The organism is Domibacillus sp. DTU_2020_1001157_1_SI_ALB_TIR_016, assembly GCF_032341995.1.
GTDB lineage: Bacteria > Bacillota > Bacilli > Bacillales > Domibacillaceae > Domibacillus > Domibacillus indicus_A.
The window spans coordinates 604,846-622,036 of the sequence record NZ_CP135439.1; the positions used below are offsets into that span (position 1 = coordinate 604,846).

Annotated in this window: 11 protein-coding genes and 1 riboswitch; of the genes, 5 read left to right on the plus strand and 6 right to left on the minus strand. The window is 45.3% G+C overall.

Annotation, left to right across the window (positions count from 1 at the left end; all coding sequences use genetic code 11):
* Positions 1-74 precede the first annotated feature (74 nt).
* Positions 75-317 carry a hypothetical protein gene (locus RRU94_RS10880; RefSeq protein WP_315694274.1) on the plus strand — a complete coding sequence of 81 codons (243 nt, stop codon included), beginning with the start codon at positions 75-77 and terminating at the stop codon, positions 315-317.
* A gap of 292 nt (positions 318-609) precedes the next feature.
* Positions 610-704, plus strand: a riboswitch (cyclic di-GMP riboswitch).
* 82 nt (positions 705-786) lie between these two features.
* Positions 787-7,200, plus strand: coding sequence for an OmpL47-type beta-barrel domain-containing protein (locus RRU94_RS10885; RefSeq protein ID WP_315694277.1), 6,414 nt, complete (start codon positions 787-789; stop codon positions 7,198-7,200).
* Positions 7,201-7,234: 34 nt separating this feature from the next.
* Here RRU94_RS10885 and RRU94_RS10890 read toward each other — a convergent pair whose 3' ends face one another.
* Positions 7,235-7,909: a hypothetical protein gene (locus RRU94_RS10890; RefSeq protein ID WP_315694279.1), complete on the minus strand. Its 675-nt coding sequence runs from the start codon at positions 7,907-7,909 to the stop codon at positions 7,235-7,237.
* A 156-nt stretch (positions 7,910-8,065) separates the two neighbouring features.
* On the opposite strand from RRU94_RS10890, the gene RRU94_RS10895 reads away from it, so the two are divergent.
* The 3 genes from RRU94_RS10895 (at position 8,066) to RRU94_RS10905 (ending at position 11,745) form a co-directional block, all read left to right on the plus strand.
* A complete protein-coding gene (locus RRU94_RS10895; RefSeq protein WP_315694280.1) occupies positions 8,066-9,103 on the plus strand; it encodes a PTS sugar transporter subunit IIC in 1,038 nt (345 codons plus the stop codon).
* 96 nt (positions 9,104-9,199) lie between these two features.
* Positions 9,200-11,065 (plus strand): SEC-C metal-binding domain-containing protein, encoded by a 1,866-nt coding sequence (locus RRU94_RS10900; protein WP_315694281.1) that lies wholly within the window; start codon positions 9,200-9,202, stop codon positions 11,063-11,065.
* A 62-nt stretch (positions 11,066-11,127) separates the two neighbouring features.
* Positions 11,128-11,745 carry a histidine phosphatase family protein gene (locus RRU94_RS10905; RefSeq protein ID WP_315694284.1) on the plus strand — a complete coding sequence of 206 codons (618 nt, stop codon included), beginning with the start codon at positions 11,128-11,130 and terminating at the stop codon, positions 11,743-11,745.
* A gap of 142 nt (positions 11,746-11,887) precedes the next feature.
* Here the strand turns inward: RRU94_RS10905 and mmuM are convergent, their stop codons facing one another.
* The 5 genes from mmuM to putP all read right to left on the minus strand — a co-directional run bounded on the left by mmuM (position 11,888) and on the right by putP (position 17,087).
* Entirely contained in the window at positions 11,888-12,826 is a 939-nt protein-coding gene (gene mmuM, locus RRU94_RS10910) for a homocysteine S-methyltransferase (RefSeq protein ID WP_315694285.1), read from the minus strand.
* Positions 12,823-13,659, minus strand: a complete 837-nt coding sequence (locus tag RRU94_RS10915) for a basic amino acid ABC transporter substrate-binding protein (RefSeq protein ID WP_315694287.1) — start codon at positions 13,657-13,659, stop codon at positions 12,823-12,825. The genes mmuM and RRU94_RS10915 overlap by 4 nt, the downstream gene beginning before the upstream one ends.
* A gap of 214 nt (positions 13,660-13,873) precedes the next feature.
* On the minus strand, positions 13,874-14,341 hold the full coding sequence (locus tag RRU94_RS10920) for a low molecular weight protein-tyrosine-phosphatase (protein WP_315694289.1): 468 nt from the start codon (positions 14,339-14,341) through the stop codon (positions 13,874-13,876).
* Between the two features lie 31 nt (positions 14,342-14,372).
* On the minus strand, positions 14,373-15,602 hold the full coding sequence (locus RRU94_RS10925; protein ID WP_315694291.1) for a PucR family transcriptional regulator: 1,230 nt from the start codon (positions 15,600-15,602) through the stop codon (positions 14,373-14,375).
* 12 nt (positions 15,603-15,614) lie between these two features.
* The gene (gene putP, locus RRU94_RS10930; protein WP_315694293.1) at positions 15,615-17,087 is read right to left on the minus strand and encodes a sodium/proline symporter PutP; all 1,473 of its coding nucleotides are present in this window, start codon (positions 17,085-17,087) and stop codon (positions 15,615-15,617) included.
* Between the last annotated feature and the right edge of the window lie 104 nt (positions 17,088-17,191).

The window sequence follows — 17,191 nt, forward strand, 5'->3', positions numbered from 1 at the left end:
AGAGACTCTGGATTTTTCCAGGGTCTCTTTTTATTGAACAAAGATGAAAAATACATTGTAAGGGAGCTAGTTGCATGATATATAAAGAACAGCAGGAGCAGAAACAGTTTCTTAAGGAACAAGTCGAATGGTGTAAGCAACAGGACAGGATCTTAGAGCAAATTGAGTCTAAGTTATATGAAATGAGAGAGCTGGCTCAGTATGCTTGCTGCTCCAAATTGACCTCAATGGAAGCGAACGAATTGAATCAGCGGCTGAATAATTTGAAAAACGACGTATTGCTTCTTGAACAGCACCTCCACTCTGCTGTTCATTAAAAATAAGCTGCCCGTTTATTTAGGTAGTTCAAGCGTGCAGCTTAAAATATATCTTCTAGACTAGGTTGTTTGTTTCGTATGTCGTTCCTATATAGCTCGTAATGTGGTAAACAAGCTTTTTTAATATCGTCTCCTTTCATGTCTCTCCTCTTTTAATCTCATGATTAAGTTCTTTATATAGGGAAATAAGAATAATTTATTATTCATACTCAAAAGATTGATTTACAGGTAAATATACCTATTTATATAAAGTTAATACCGAATATAATAGACTTATAATCACAAAAAAACCAAGTGAAAAAGGCAAACTATGGGAAACTATAGGACGCAAAGCCAGGGGCCTGTACCATGTTTACTAGTAAGTGTGGATGGCAGCCGGTTGCCGCAAGGTATCGTAGTCTTATAGACGCATGAGCCTTGTTTAGGCTCATTTTTTATTTGGTTTTTTCAAGAAAGGTGAGACTTTTGTATGAAAAAATCAATAAGCCAGAAGTTGTCTATTTTGTCTGTCGTACTGCTTCTGATGCAGTTGGTGTCTCCATTTTTTAATGCTCAAGCAGAAACAAATAGCAGCATTCTGCCTCCGAGCAATCTGACAGCACAGATGGTAACACCCGATGATGTGAAATTATCGTGGAGTGCTGTTTATGGAGCCACAGGCTATAATGTCTATGAAATTAAGGAAGGACAGCTTACCCTTCTTGGAAAAACAACAACGACGAGCTATAATTTGAACAATATGGCAGAAGGCTCGTACCGTTATGTTGTTTCAACGTTGAGTGCGGAAGGAGAGTCAGGACCTTGTGCACCTGTTACCGTAGATGTGGTGTATCCAAAGATGGGAGCCCCTGATACCGTCACATACACAGTAAGAAATGGAAATGATCTTGTGATCAACTGGACGGCTGCTGCGAATGCGGAAAAATATAATTTGTATGAGCTTTCTCCAACAGGTGAAAAAAAGCTGTTGTATACAGGCACGGCACGTACTTTTACACTCACCAGAGTGGAAGAAGGAATTCATCAATATGCTGTTACGAGTATGCATACCTTGTACGGGGAATCTGCTCTGTCAGAGCCTTTAAAAGTAGAGCTTCTGTATCCGGTTTTGACTCCGCCGGCTGATTTTTCTTATACAGTGGCAAATGGAAATGACATTACGCTGAAATGGACCGCTGCGCCATATGCGACAAGCTATAAACTTTATCAAATGGTGGATGGTCAGCCGGTGTTAAAAAACACGGTGACCGGCACAACCGCTGCGATTTCAAATACCGCAGCAGGCACTTATGAATATGAGCTTCGTACGAACAGTGACCGTTTCGGGGAGTCGGCAGAAGGAAGCAAGTTAACAGTGACAGTAGGTTCTATTACCATGTCAGCGCCGCCAAACTTTTCATACAAGCTTCAAAATACCAATGACCTTACTTTAACGTGGGGAAGCGTCCCATACGCAAACAGCTATAAAGTATATCAGTTAGTTGATGGCAAAAAAGTATTAAAAAGTACTGTACAGGGGACCAGTGTAGCGTATGCGAAGCTGCCGGGTGGCAATTATACGTATGAAGTCTATTCAGTCAGTGACCGATTCGGCGAGTCGGCAGAGGGAAGCCGTGTTTCATTGACGGTAGAAGGTGTAACTATAGAAGCACCAGCCAATGTCGCCCATAAAATTCAAAATGGCAATGATATTTCGCTGAGCTGGAATACCGCAGCTAATGCAACGGCTTATAAAGTGTACCAGATTGTAGATGGTCAAAAAGTGCTGAAGAGTACGGTCACAGGTACAACAGTAAATTACACGAATATGCCTGCCGGCGATTATGTATATGAGATTTACTCGTACAGCGACCGTTTTGGGGAATCAGCAGAAGGCGGAAAAGCTGCTTTTACATTAGAACAGCTCGTAATGGCAGCGCCAGCAAACTTCGCATCAGACGTGCAAAACGGCAATGATATTGTGCTAAGCTGGGAAGCTGTGCCGTATGCAGCGAATTATAAAGTGTACCAGATTAACGATTCAGGGCAAAAAACATTAAAAAGTACAGTAACTGCAGCAGCAGTTACATACGCAAATCAGCCAGAGGGTGAGTATAAGTATGAGGTTCATTCTTATTCAAGCCGGTTTGGGGAGTCAGCGGAAGGCAGTACCCTGTCTTTAAGCCTCGTTCATCCAGAATTAAAGGCACCGGCCAATGTAAAGGAAACAATTAAATCAGATACCTCATTTTCTTTGTCTTGGGATGCAGCAGAGTATGCAACGGGGTATAAAGTATATCAAATAGTGGACGGCAAGAAAACGTTAAAAAGCACTGTTACATCGCCTGCTGTCACGTATAATAGTATGCCATCAGGAGAGTACGCGTATGTAATTCACGCCTATTCATCACGATTCGGCGAGTCGGCAGAAGGATCACAGGTGACCTTTACACTAACTGGGCAAACGATGAAAGCTCCAACGAATGCAGCTTATACTGTGGTAAATGGTAATGATATTAAACTGAGCTGGACCGCTGCAGAATATGCGACCGGGTATAAAATTTATCAGGTGGTTGACGGAGTCAAAGTACTGAAAAACACGGTAACAGGCTCGTCTTATACGTATACAAATATGTCAGCCGGTGATTACAAGTATGTCGTCCACTCTGTTTCCACTCTTTTTGGGGAATCAGCTGATGGGGCAGAAATCTCTTTTACACTTAATCATCCAGTTATCGAAGCGCCAGGTAATTTTACGTATAAAATTCAAAACGTGAATGATGTAGTGCTGAGCTGGGATGCAGCAGACTATGCGAATAGCTACAAGATATATGAAGTGGTGAATGGCGAGAAAGTTTTAAAATACACAGGTACAGCTCTAACTTTCACGCTTAAAAATGTGTCGGCTGGTGAACATACGTATGCGGTGGACACGGTCAGCACACGCTTTGGAGAATCAGCAAAAAGCAGTACTGTGACTGTTACAATGAATGAGTATAGCCTGCAGGCGCCGGAAAATGCCACATACAGTGCGGCGAATGTAAATGATGTTACATTAAAATGGAATGCCGTTTTAAATGCGAATGGTTATAACATCTATCAAATTGTAGACGGTAAGGCGGTATTGAAAAAAACAGTAACAGGCACTTCTGTTTCTTTTGCCTCTATGCCGGAAGGAGATTATCTCTATGAGATTCGTGCTTACAGTGACCGATTTGGAGAGTCACCGGAAGGGAGCCATATTTCTTTTAAAATCATTTATCCAGAAATCGAGGCACCAGAAGCACTTTCCTACAAAATTCAAAACGGCAATGATGTCGTATTAAGTTGGAATGCAACGGACTATGCGAATAGCTATAAAGTGTATGAAGTCATAGACGGTCAAAAAGTATTAAAGGCGACAAGAACCACTTTAAATGCGACCTTTACAAATGTACCGGCTGGTGAACACACATATGTTGTTCATTCTGTCAGTACGCGTTTCGGCGAATCAACAAAAGGCAGTTCCTTAACATTTGTAATGAATGAGTATAACTTGCAGGCACCGGAAAACCTTGCCTACAGCGCGGCAAACGTTAGTGATATCACTTTAAAATGGGATCCGGTTCCTAATGCAACAAGCTATAAAATTTATCAATTAACAGACAGCGATCCGGTATTAAAGAGAACGGTGACAAGTACTTCCACGGTCTTTACGTACATGCTAGAAGGAGAAAATATATATGAAGTGAGGGCCAGCAGTGACCGGTTTGGAGAATCTCAAGAAGGCAGCCAGGTATCCTTTAAGGTTGTATATCCAGAAGTAAAGGCACCAGAAGGCCTGGCTTATAAAGTACAAAATGGCAACGATATCGTACTAAGCTGGAGTGCGGTGGAACACGCAAACAGCTACAAAGTGTACGAAGTTGTAGACGGTCAAAAAGTATTGAAAGCAACAAGAACAACTTTGAATGCGACTTTTACCAATGTAGCGGCCGGTGAGCACACTTACATGGTAGAATCGTTCAGTACGCGCTTTGGAGCTTCAAAAGAATCAAGCCAGGTGACGTTTAACGTTGTTTACCCGGATATGCAGGCTCCGGAGAGTTTTACTTACAAGGTGCAAAATGGAAATGACATAGTATTAAACTGGATTGCAGCGGAATACGCGGACAGCTATAAAGTATATGAATTGGTAAATGGCCAAAAAGTAATGAAATACACTGGAGGAGCTTTAAATACTGTGCTGACGAATGTATCTGCTGGCAAGCATACGTATGAAGTAGATGCAGTCAGCACCCGTTTCGGTGAGTCAGTAGAAAGCCGCACCCTTTCCTTTGATCTTGTGCACCCGGTGATGCAGGCACCAGGTAATGGAAGTTACACGATTACAAACGGAAATGATATTACCCTTACGTGGAACACGGTTCTTTATGGAAACAGCTATAAGGTTTATCAACGTATTAACAATGAGCTTTTTCTCCTGAAAACCACTACAGTTACATCGTTCAAGCTTACGGATATGCCAGAAGGAGATTACGAGTATGTAATCCATTCTGTCAGCACCCGGTTTGGTGAATCTCCAGAAGGAACGAAGATTAACTTTAATTTAACTTGGCCGACTGTAGCGCCGCCTGCTCTAACAGGGACTATTTCTAACGTTAATAATATTACGTTAAACTGGAAAACTGTTCCGTGGGCTAATGAATACCGCGTATATCAAATCACAGATGGTGAGAGAAAGCTGGTTTATAAAGGAACAGCATTGAAACACAATGTGTATAACCTAACAGAAGATACACATTCTTTTGAAGTCACGGCTTACAGCACGCGCTTCGGTGAATCGGCGCCTTCTGAGCAAGTGACGGAGAAAATTGTTTATCCGGTTATGCAAGCTCCGGAAGCAACTCTTACGTTAACAAGCGATACAAGTGCCCGCATTGTTTGGGATTTTGTTACGTATGCGAATGGCTATAACATTTATGAGCTTGTAAATGGAAAGCCAGTATTGGTAGCGGAAAAAGTAAATAACCTGTCTTACACAGTTAATAATCTGTCATACGCGAATCATGAATACTTTGTTACCTCTTACAGCAATTCGTTTGGCGAATCTGACCGCTCAAACGTTGTACTGGCAAAGTTGATTGTTGATACGGAAGCACCGGTTACGAAAGCGGAAGCACCAGCGGGCTGGACGAATCAAAAAGCTTCTGTTGCGTTGTCCGCAACGGACAATGAAACAGGCGTCGTCGGTACTTACTATTCAGTAGACGGCAGGGAATACAAAGCTGGTACGTCTTTCACGATTGAAGAAGAAGGCGTGCATAACGTTTCTTTCTACTCGGTTGATAAAGTGGGCAACAAAGAAACCGCCCAAACGATTGAAGTGAAGATTGACCAAACGCCTCCTGTGACAAAAGCGGAAGGGCCAGCAGGCTGGAGCAAAGAAAATGCGGCTGTCAAACTGGCAGCCACTGATGAAGCAAGCGGCGTTGCACAAACGTTCTATTCTATTAATGGATCTGATTATACAGAGGGTGCGACGGTTATCGTTGAAAAAGAGGGCATCCACAGCATTTCTTACTTCTCTGTCGATAAAGCAAGAAATAAAGAAGAAGCAAAAATGATTGAAGTGAAGGTTGATCAAACAGCACCTGTAACAAAAGCAGACGCAACGAACACATGGAGCAAGGAAAATGTGACGGTGAAGCTCGAAGCATCTGATGAAGCGAGCGGCATAGCGCAGACCTTCTACTCGATCAACGGCGCGGACTACACAGAGGGCACATCTTTCACTGTAGAAAAAGAAGGAGTGAATAAGGTTTCCTTCTATTCTGTAGACAAAGCGGGTAATAAAGAAGCTGTTCAGACAATTGAAGTAAAAATTGATCAAACAGCACCGGTAACACGGGCAGATGCAACAGAGGCATGGAGCAAGGAAGATGTAACAGTGAAACTCGAAGCATCTGATGAAGCGAGTGACATCGCGCAAACGTTCTATTCTATTAATGGTGCTGAGTACACAGAAGGCACATCTTTCACGGTAGAGAAAGAAGGAGTGAATAAGGTTTCTTTCTATTCTGTAGACAAAGCGGGCAATAAAGAAGCCGTGCAGACGATTGAAGTAAAAGTCGATAAAACGGCACCTCTTACACAATCTGATGCTTCAGGTCAATGGCTTAAAGAAGACGTAGTGATTCATTTAACTGCAACAGACCATGCAAGCGGTGCGGCCAAAACATATTACTCAATCGATGGATCAGCGTATAAAGAAGGAACAAGCTTCACGATCAGTAAAGAAGGTATCACAACTGTTTCTTTCTATACGACAGACCAAGCCGGGAATGCAGAGGAAGCGAACACAATCGAAGTGAAAATCGATAAAACGGCTCCAGTTGTTTCTATGAATCTATCGGAAGAATATGCGCTTGGCGCTTCGTTGGATTTAGCTTATAAAGCAGAGGATACAACATCCGGCGTCTCTGTTGAAACGTTAACATTTAATGGCCAGACATATAAAAATGGCGATGACGTTACACTAGGCCAGCCGGGTACTTATACAGCATCCGTGACGGTTACAGACGAAGCGGGCTGGACCACAACGGTTGAAAAAACGATTGTTGTATACATTCCGGCTTCTATCGATGTAAACCCAGGTGTAATCAAGCAAAATACTGGGGTGATCACTGTTCAGGTAACAGTACCAAAAGAATTCAACCCAGTCGGGTTCGATCTTAGCAGCGCTCAACTAAACGGCGTTTCTGCTAATAACGGAACGAACGGACTGGAGCAGCAGGCGAAAAAAGGACAGTTCAAGTTTAACAGGGAAGAGTTTACCTGGAAGCCTGGAACAGCCAAAGCAGAATTCCGCGGCATGCTGAATGGCTACCTTGTCGTTGGAAGCAAAAACGTTGAAATTAAATAAGTATATGTGAGGTCCTGGCTCAGCCAGGACCTTTTTATTTGGCCTGCGGTTCGGCCCTTCGATCATTTCCTTGAAACCAGGCTGTTGCCAAAAGTGACACAATGAGCACCAGCTCAAACAAGTTTGTCACAGCTCCGCTTGCCACAGGCAGCTGTACGGCACTCCCCACAATCATTACAAGCGAACCAATGAAGAACCACACCCACCTTTGCTTTCGCCATACCAAAACGGAATCAGCCAGCAGTACGATTGAAACGACTAAGACCATAAGCGGTGGACCGCCCGACGATTCGGCATTTGTATAGCTTAATGTCCCGTATTCCCATCTTGGCTGGAGTAAAAGACCACGCACTTCTGTGAATAACTCAAGCAAAACAAGGGCCACAGTCAAAGCGATTGCTACTAGGCGAAACCAGCCCCTGTGTGCCCAGGTGACACCTGCTTGCTTTAACGACATCCACGCATACAAAACAAGCAGCGGGGTAAACAGAGCACGCAGCCAGAACCGGGCAGCATTCAGTGTTTCTAGTGCAGCACCTTCACCGATGAAGCGCCCGGTGGCAATAATGCCATTGTCATAAACAAGCCCGGCAATAACAGGCAGAAGAAGGGCTGCGCTTATTATGCGCCTTTTCTTAAATAGATGCAGGGCGAGAGAGAAAAGAATAAGATAAGCAGCGGCAAAACAGCTGAATAAAAAGGTATCCATATAGTCTCCTTTTTCTTTTTAGTTTTACCTTTCCTTCAAAAATCAAACTATCTCGCTTTAACGCTTATATGCGGTAAAGCATTAAAAATTTTTGTTGATTTTTGCCAGAATATTGTATACAATTTTTACAACATCGAGAGTAAGGAGACTGGCAGAATGAAAGATTTTTTCAGTAAGCTGTTAACGGGCATGAGTATGGGGATTGTGGTAGCGTTGATTCCAAATGCGCTGCTGGGAGAAATTTTAAAGCTGATGATCCCGCATGCGCCAGCGCTGCAGTCCGTGTTGAACATGACGGTGATCGCGATGAGTTTATTGCCGATTTTAATTGGCGTCATGGTCGGGATGATGTTTAAGTTAACACCGATTCAAACAGCAAGCGTCGGCATTGCGGCGATGGTCGGTGGCGGGTCGGTGCAGCAGACGGCCGAAGGATTGTTTGCTTTAAATGGCATTGGGGTTGTGATCAATACGGGATTGACGGCAGCTTTAGCGGTACTGTTCGTACAGTGGATCGGCGGGCGGTTAAAGGAGTATTCGATTTTATTGATGCCAACGCTTTGTATTTTGGTGCCAGGTATAATTGGTTTAATGACCCTTCCGTATGTGAAGTCGTCAGCTGGCGTAGTGGGTGTAGCAGTGGATAACGTTACCACATGGCAGCCAGTTTTAATGGGAGCGATTATTGCAGTTATTTTTTGTTTGATTATTTTATCTCCTATTTCAACCGTGGGTGTCGCGACTGTCATTATGCTGTCAGGGGTTGGCTCAGGTGCAGCAAACCTTGGCGTTGTAGCGGCAGGGGTCGGCTTTGCCATAGCGAGCTACCGGGCAAATTCGTTAGGAACGGCGCTGGCACATGTGCTTGGTTCACCGAAAATTCAAATGCGCAACTTTTTTATGAAGCCGAAAATTGGACTGCCGATGCTGATTACGGCAGCAGTTCTGGGTGCGCTGGCGGGTATGTTGAACGTGCAGGGAACCCCATACAGTGCTGGTTTTGGGTTGTCTGGCCTGGTTGGTCCGCTGAACTACATTCACTTAGCGGAGGGCGGCTGGTCGGCAAAAAATATATCGGTTATGCTCAGCTTGTTCCTAGTGCTGCCGGTCATATTGAACCTCGCCTTGATTTATGTGTTTGCAAGAAAACTAAAAATGATCAAAGCAGACGATTACAAGCTGCAATTTGATTAAGAAAAGGAGCTTTTCATAGCTCCTTTTTTTATTGGCTATTGCCTGCAAGGCTTCTTCGATATAATGAAAGAAAGCGAAAGGGAAGGACGGATACATATGACAGGCCGGAATGATCCGTGTTCATGCGGAAGCGGGAAAAAGTTTAAAAAGTGCTGTGGAAGAAACGGAGTTGTGTCTTCTATTGGACATCTGCTGGCAGAGGAACTGCGGGACGTACAGAAGGCCATGCTGACCTATACGGAAGAAGTGGCGGGTATGCGGCTGGAGCGCGAATACCAGGAGCTTCTAAAGCAATATCCTAATCTTAACAAGCTTGAAACAATGGGTGAAATTTTTTACCGCTACTGGGTGATATGCGTAGAGAGGGACAAGGATGGCAAGACACTTATGGATTACTTTATTGAAGAGTTTTCCGCAGAAATTCCGAGAGAACGGACAAGAAATATTGTCCGCTCCTGGCAAGGCCAGGCACAGTTTGTATCAGGCGCGATTGAGGAAATTGAGGAGGAAGCCATCATCGTTCGTGATGTGCTCACTAGTCAAAGCGTTCGCATTGCCGAAAGGGAAGAAACGCTGGAAGTTGGCTGTTATCTTCACGGTATCATTCTTCCATATGAACAGCAGGCGATCTTTTTAATGATTCCCTTCACGCAGGAACCAGGTCTTTCGCCAGTGTGGGAGAAACAAATCAAGAATGCGTTCAAACACTCACCTTACTCATCACCGCAGGCATTTTTAAAAGAGAAATATGTTGAAATGGTAAATGAATTGTATCAGGAAGAGGAATGGATTGAGTGGGAAGACCCGCGCCACCAGGAAGTACATGAGCGTTTTACTGCTTTTATGAAGGAGCAGGGAGTAGATGCCGAGACGATCGAAGAGGCAACGGCGTTTTGGTGGGCATTTTGCAAAGAAAACCATCCGAAGCCGAGGAACACGGGTATCTTTGCGGCAGCGGTTTACTATTTGTTTGCCGCTGAGATGGAACGGGTGCCTTATTGGAGCCAGAAAAAGCTGGCGGCGGTCTTTGGCGCGTCTGCCAATAGTATTTCCGTACGTACCGAGGAGCTGGCCGATTTTCTTTACGAAACAGCCCAAACCATGCCGCCGGAAACCTCATCCCCGATGCTTGCTTCTGAGCGGGCGCTTTGGGAAATGACAATGAAGATCGAGGACCAGGGAGCGGAGAGTATAGAAGAAGTTCAACAAGTGATGAATAGGGCGGCTCATAAACCGTTTAAGCCGCAGACAGATGAACAGCGGGCACAGATGATGCTGTATGACGCCTATGAAGCGGAAGGACCGATACGGAGGGAGATGGCACGGCGTGCACTAGAGCTTGATCCCGATGCAGCGGATGCATATACTATTTTTACGGAATTTGCAGGAGAAACAGAACAATGGGAGTTCTACTTGATACAAGCGATCGAAGCGGGAAAGCGAAAGCTTGGCGATGATTTTTTTAAAGAGAATGAAGGACATTTTTGGGGCATCGTCTCTACACGTCCATTTATGCGGGCAAAGCAAAACTATGCGATGTTTTTAGAAGCGCATCAGCGGTTTTCAGAAGCAGTATATCAGTTAGAAGATTTAATCCGGCTCAACCCAAACGATAATCAAGGAAACCGCGATATTCTGATTGAACTGTACATCAGGCTGGAAAAATGGGCAAAAGCGGAAAAGCTGCTCAATGAATATATAGGAGGTTTTATTGGCGAAGGGTATCACCGCACGCTAGTTGAACTTCTAAAAAACGGCATAACAGAAAAAGCAAAGCACCTTTGGAGAAAAGCGTTGGTAGAGCTTCCTGATGCAGTACCGTATTTAAAAGGAGAAAAACCGCTGCCTTCCCTGCCAGATTTTTATCAAAAAGGGACTGAATCAGAGGCGGTTGTGTACGCCAGCCGAAATATTGATTTTTGGGTGGACAGCGGTGCGTATCGGTATTTGTCCAAGTTGTAGGTTTGAAAATGGTGGATAGAAAGTTATCGAGTAATTTTAAGTTGTATAAAGAGGTGAAAAGCATGCTGTATATTGTACGCCATGGAGAATCAGAATGGAATGCGCTCGGACGCCTGCAGGGGCAGATGGACATTGGACTGAGTGCAGAAGGAAGAAAACAGGCAGCCGCGCTCGGCGGTTATTTTGAACGGGAAGGTATTTCGTTTGATTATGTGTTTTCAAGTGATTTGGACCGCGCCTTTCAAACTGCGAAGCTTGCGACGGCCTGGATGCCGGTTGAATCGATCACCGCAAGCCGGCTGCTCAGGGAGCGATTTTACGGAGAGCTTCAGGGACAGCTGCTTACTGATATCCTGGAGCAAGTGCCGAACTATGCGGATAATTTCGGCATTCCAATGACACATGGCATGGAATCGATAGAAGGCATGCAGGAGCGGATGGTAAAGGTACTCATGATGATTTCAAAAGAAACGAATGGGGCGCCTGCTCTCGTCGTTACACACGGTGGAGCCATCAATGCCCTCGTTCATAAGCTGACAGACGGGCAGGCCGGCACCGGGCAAGGCAAAATCGACAACACCTCCATCACAAGAATTGCCTGGGACGGTAAAAAGCTGTCGGTTGTATCGGTCAATGAAACGCCCCACTTAAAAGAAGTCAGGGATACATTCGAAGGATAAACAAGTAATTTTAACTAATAATATGTAAATAAAAAGGATAAGTGGTATAATTATCACGTAAGCTGATGGGGGCAGAAAGACGGGTATAAAATCAGCTTTATGTAAAAAGCGTTCAAAGAATTTTTCTTTGAACGCTTTTTTATTAAGCTCTCACCCAGTGAGCAATCGTTTCGATATCTGACGGCTTCGTACGGCAGCATCCGCCGATGAGCTGGGCACCACATTCATGCCAGTGGCGTGTATGCTGGCTGTATGCTTCCATGTCCGGTGCACCAGACCATGTTTTTGTTTCAGCGTCATACACTTCGCCAAGGTTTGGATACACGATAACGGGCTTGGATGACGCACGTTTGATTTCGCCAATAAGTTCCGGCATAAATTCCGGAGCGGTGCAGTTTACACCAATCGCTGCAATTTGAGAAACAGATTCGAGTTCCCCGGCGCAATCCGCGATTCGCTCACCGCTGCTAATATGCTGCCCGTCTTTGGCGCTGAAGCTGATCCATGCATACGTCTCCGGAAATTCTTCCTGCAGAAGGCGTGCAAGTGCGCTTGCTTCCGTGAGATTCGGAATGGTTTCACAGGCAAGCAGGTCGGCGCCTGCTTCGATCAGCGCTTGAATGCGCGGCCGGTGAAACTCAATCAATTCTTCCTGCGTCAGCTTGTAGTCACCCCGGTACTCGGAACCGTCTGCAAGAAATGCGCCATAAGGACCGACAGACGCCGCAACGAGCGGCTTCGGCCGGCTCGTTTTGTCATCAAGCGACTGCCAAAATTCGTCCCGCGCCTGGGCAGCAATGCGAACGGACGCCTGTATGACATTAATCGTTTCTTCGGCAGTAAGGCCGTACTGAGCAAACCCATCAATGGTCGCCTGGTAGCTTGCGGTAATGGCACAGTCTGCTCCAGCGCGGAAATAATCAAGATGCACTTGTTTAATGAGTTCCGGTGTTTCCATTAACATGCGGGCAGACCAAAGGCTGTCGTTTAACTGGCAGCCATGGCGCTCAAGCTCTGTTGCCATCGCACCGTCGAGCACGATCACCGGGAACTCTGTTAAAATCGATTGAATTGGGTTCATGATGCCGCTACCTGCTGGGCTGCTTTTTGTAAAACGTCTGTGTCCGGCTTTGTGCCAATCCATTTTTCATAGATTTCAGCATAAGTGCCGTTTTCGATAATCGTCTTCAGCGCTGCATCCAGGTCATCCGCGACTTCGCTTCCTTTCGGGAACATGAAACCGTAAAACTCAGAGCCGAATGTTTCCGGGTCTGTCAATGTATTGTACTTCTCATTCGGATTGTTTTTCATATATTCTGTGACAACTGTATTATCGGCAACAGATGCCTGTACCGCGCCGTTTTTCATTGACATAATGGAAACAGCGTCGCTTTCATATTTTTTTAAGTTCGGGCTGTTTTGGCCCATCACTTTCTCAGCGGCGATCTGGCCTGTTGACGCGTTCAGGACGCCAACCGTCATATTCTTCAAGTCATTCGCGCTGTTTACTTTCGTTTCTTCTTTGGTCATAATCATATGAGTAGATTGATAGTAAGGGGATGAAAAATCGAATGTTTCTTTCCGGTCATCGCTGATTGTAATCGCGCAGACGGCAAGATCAAGCTGCTTCTGGCGCGTGCTTTCAAAAAGGCCGTCCCAGCCCATGTTTTTAATTTCATATTCGTAGCCGGCTTCTTCCATCACAGCATCTACGACATCAATATCAAAGCCGACGATTTCTCCTTTATCCATATATGTAAAAGGGGCGTAGGCTGCGTCTGTTCCGACCACCAATGTTTTCTTTTCGGTCCCGCTTCCGCCGCCACTTTCTTCTTCCTGGCTGCATGCAGATGTAAAGGCAAGAACGGCTGCCAGCCCTACACCTAATAATCCTTTTGACGTCCATTTTCTCATTGCTTGTTCCTCCCAGTCTCTTTTTATATGTATAATTTATATTTAATCATACCTGAATACTATGAATTTAACAAAGCAAATTTTGAATTTTTTTAATAGAAAAGAAATACTTAAAAGGAGAGTAATTAATTTCCAAAATAACGTGCAGGATTAAAAGCAACGTAACTTTTTATAACAGTAAAAAAAGACTGCCGCAGGGGCAGTCTTTTGGTTTTTACCCAAGCGCATGATCGGCACGGATTTTTTCGAGCAGCGCCGCACAGCCGTCCAGTACAAGGTCATACGTTTCTTGAAAGTCACCTGTGTAGTACGGATCGGGTACGTCTTTTTGATGCTCCGTTAAATCCAGAAAGCGAAGGATTTTTGGATGATCCGGCTGGCCAAGCATGTCACGAATATTCGTGATGTTGCTTTCATCCATGCCAATGATATAGTCAAATTTCTCAAAATCAGCTGCATCAAGCTGGCGGCCGCTAAGGCCTTCTGAAGAGATGTTATATTCTTTTAGCTTGGCCAGTGTCCCTTTATGAGGAGGAGACCCGATATGCCATGAGCTTGTTGCAGCGGAATCCACTTCAATACGTCCGTTCAATCCTTTCTTTTGAACAAGGTTACGGAACATTGCTTCGGCCATCGGTGACCGGCAGATGTTGCCGAGACAAACAAATAAAACGCGAATCACAGCGTTCACTCCTTTTTTCTTCATTATAGCATTAACGGAGATCCCGCTTCATCAGCTGCAAATCGATATAGAGCTGGCAGCGTGTATGAAAGTCATCGAAGTTGATTGATGTCAGCTCATCAATTTGCCTCAGCCGGTATTTAAGTGTGTTTGTATGAATAAAGAGCTCCTCTGCTGTCGGCTTGATCCGGCAGTTGTTCAGCAGGAACACTTCAACCGTCCGAACCAGGTCGGAGTGGGCGTCGGCATCTTTTTGACGGAGCTTGAGTAAATCTTCATTCACATAATGAGTGCTCAAGTGATATTGTGCGATCGTCTCTAAATAACGAAGAATGCCGAGGCGGCTGTATTCAGGTTCCATCTCGCTGCTGTCATGCAGAAAAGCAGCTGTCCGGCATACTTCAAGCGCTTCAAGATAGCTTTTTCTGAGCATAGCCATGGAAGAGTACGCATTGCCAATGCCAGAATAAAGCCCATGCTCTTGAAACTGGCTTCTTACCGTCCGTACGAGCACACGGGCACTGGCTGGCAGTTCTTCCGACGGTCCGCCGAGCAGCACGGTGACTTGCAGGTGATCGGTGAATACATGAGCCGGCTGGTCCAGCGTATTGGCAAAAAGGGCAATCGTTTCATACAGGTCATCGATCGTTTCTTCTTCGATCGAATCAAGCAAAAAAACCGTGACAATAAACGAAGAAGGCAGCGCAATATTTAATTGCGCCGCTTCCCATTTCATTTCGCTGTCGGTCTGGTAGGACTGATGAATAAGCTTGCGGAAAAAATCATTTTTCCGTTCATCACGCCGCCGTGCCAGCTGATTTTTTTTGTGGAGGACCTTGCCGATATGAAAGGAAACATCGTGCAGAAAGGTGAGCTCCTGTTCCGTTAAAGAAGGTTCTGTTTCCTGCACCCAAATGTAGCCGAGGATGTGCTCTTTAAAACGGGCGCTGACCACAACGCGCTGATTCAGCCCGATTTCCTGTATTTCCTTTACGCGAAAAGGTTCCCACATCGACTTCAGTTGATCGACAATGCCTTCATCCATAAACGTCTTCAAAATAGAGGTGGTCCAGCTTTTTGAAAAAATCGTCTGCTGATTAGCCTGGTCAAACTGCTCAATGTAATAGGAACTGTACGCTAAAAGAGAAAATCGATCGTCTTCAATCACGACCGGTTTTTTCAGCACACCGCTGATCACATCGGTCATTTCGTTTAAATCGGTTAATGAGAGAATTTTTTCAAGCGGCTGGGTTAAATCCATGACGGATCCTCCTTATTTTGATTCGTTTAACGTGCGTTCAAATTCATCAAAGCGCTGAGCCGTTCCTTCAGACGGCTTCGTCAGCAAGCTGACGACAACAATCGCCAGTAAGCTTGCGGCAAAACCAGGGATCATTTCATAAACGTCAGCCGCCCAAGGTGTTTTCGTCCAAACGATAACCGTAACGGCACCGACGATCATGCCGGCGAGCGCTCCCCAATGGGTCATCCGTTTCCAATACAAGCTCAGCAGGATCGCTGGGCCGAACGAAGAACCAAAGCCTGCCCATGCGTAGCCGACGAGCGCCAAAATTGTGGCGTTTTGTTCCCATGACAGGATCAAGGCAACGATTGAGACAATTAAAACAGCCAGGCGTCCTAGGAATACAAGCTCCCGATCCGAAGCGTCGCGGCGGAAAAATGTTTTATATAAATCTTCCGTCAGCGAGCTTGATGTAACAAGCAGCTGCGATGAAATTGTACTCATAATGGCAGCCAAAATAGCAGAAATCAGGAAGCCGGTAATGATCGGATGGAACAAAATATTCCCCAGTTCGATAAAGATCGTTTCTGGATCAGCGATTTTCATATTGTTGTTTGTGTAATAAGCAAGGCCGACAAAACCGGTTACCATAGCGCCGACAACAGAGAATATCATCCAGCTCATGCCGATGCGGCGTGCTTTTTTAATTTCTTTTACCGATGTAATCGCCATAAAGCGGACGATAATATGCGGCTGGCCGAAGTAGCCAAGTCCCCAGGCAAAAAGAGAAACAATGCCAATAAAGCTTGTCCCGGTAAAAATATTTAAAAGAGCCGGGTCTACCGAACGGACCGTATCAATCGAAGGGCCAATCCCGCCGACATGCATAACCGTTACAATTGGAACGAGTACAAGTGCCAGCACCATAATGATGCCCTGTACAAAGTCAGTCCAGCTTACCGCTAAAAATCCGCCAAACAAAGTGTAAGCAATAACGACACCGGCAACAATCCACAGGCCGATATGATAATCAAGGCCGAACGTCGTCTCGAACAATACGCCTCCGGACACCATGCCCGATGAAATGTAAAATGTGAAAAAGACGATAATGACAAAACTGGAAACGAGACGAATCACTTTTGAACGGTCTTGAAACCGGTTTTCAAGATATGCTGGAATGGTAATGGAGTCTTCCGCAATTTCCGTGTACATACGCAGGCGGGGTGCTACGTACAGCCAGTTTGCCCAGGCGCCCAGCGTTAAGCCGATCGCAATCCATGAAGCGCTGATGCCGCTCGCGTACATGGCACCGGGCAGGCCCATCATCAGCCAGCCGCTCATGTCGGAGGCGCCGGCCGAAAGGGCTGTAACCGCAGGGCCGAGTCCGCGTCCGCCGAGCATATAATCAGATAAATTCGATGTTCGTTTGTATGCGTACCAGCCGATTAAAAGCATACCGGTCATGTATACAACGATGGAGACAATTAACGAAGTGTCGACCACGTAAATCCCTTCTTTCTATGCAAAATAAGTCATGAAGAAAAAGTAAGGCATCGTGCAGTGGGAATCATGATCCCTTTCAGTTGGGTCACGCTGAAAGGGTCGAA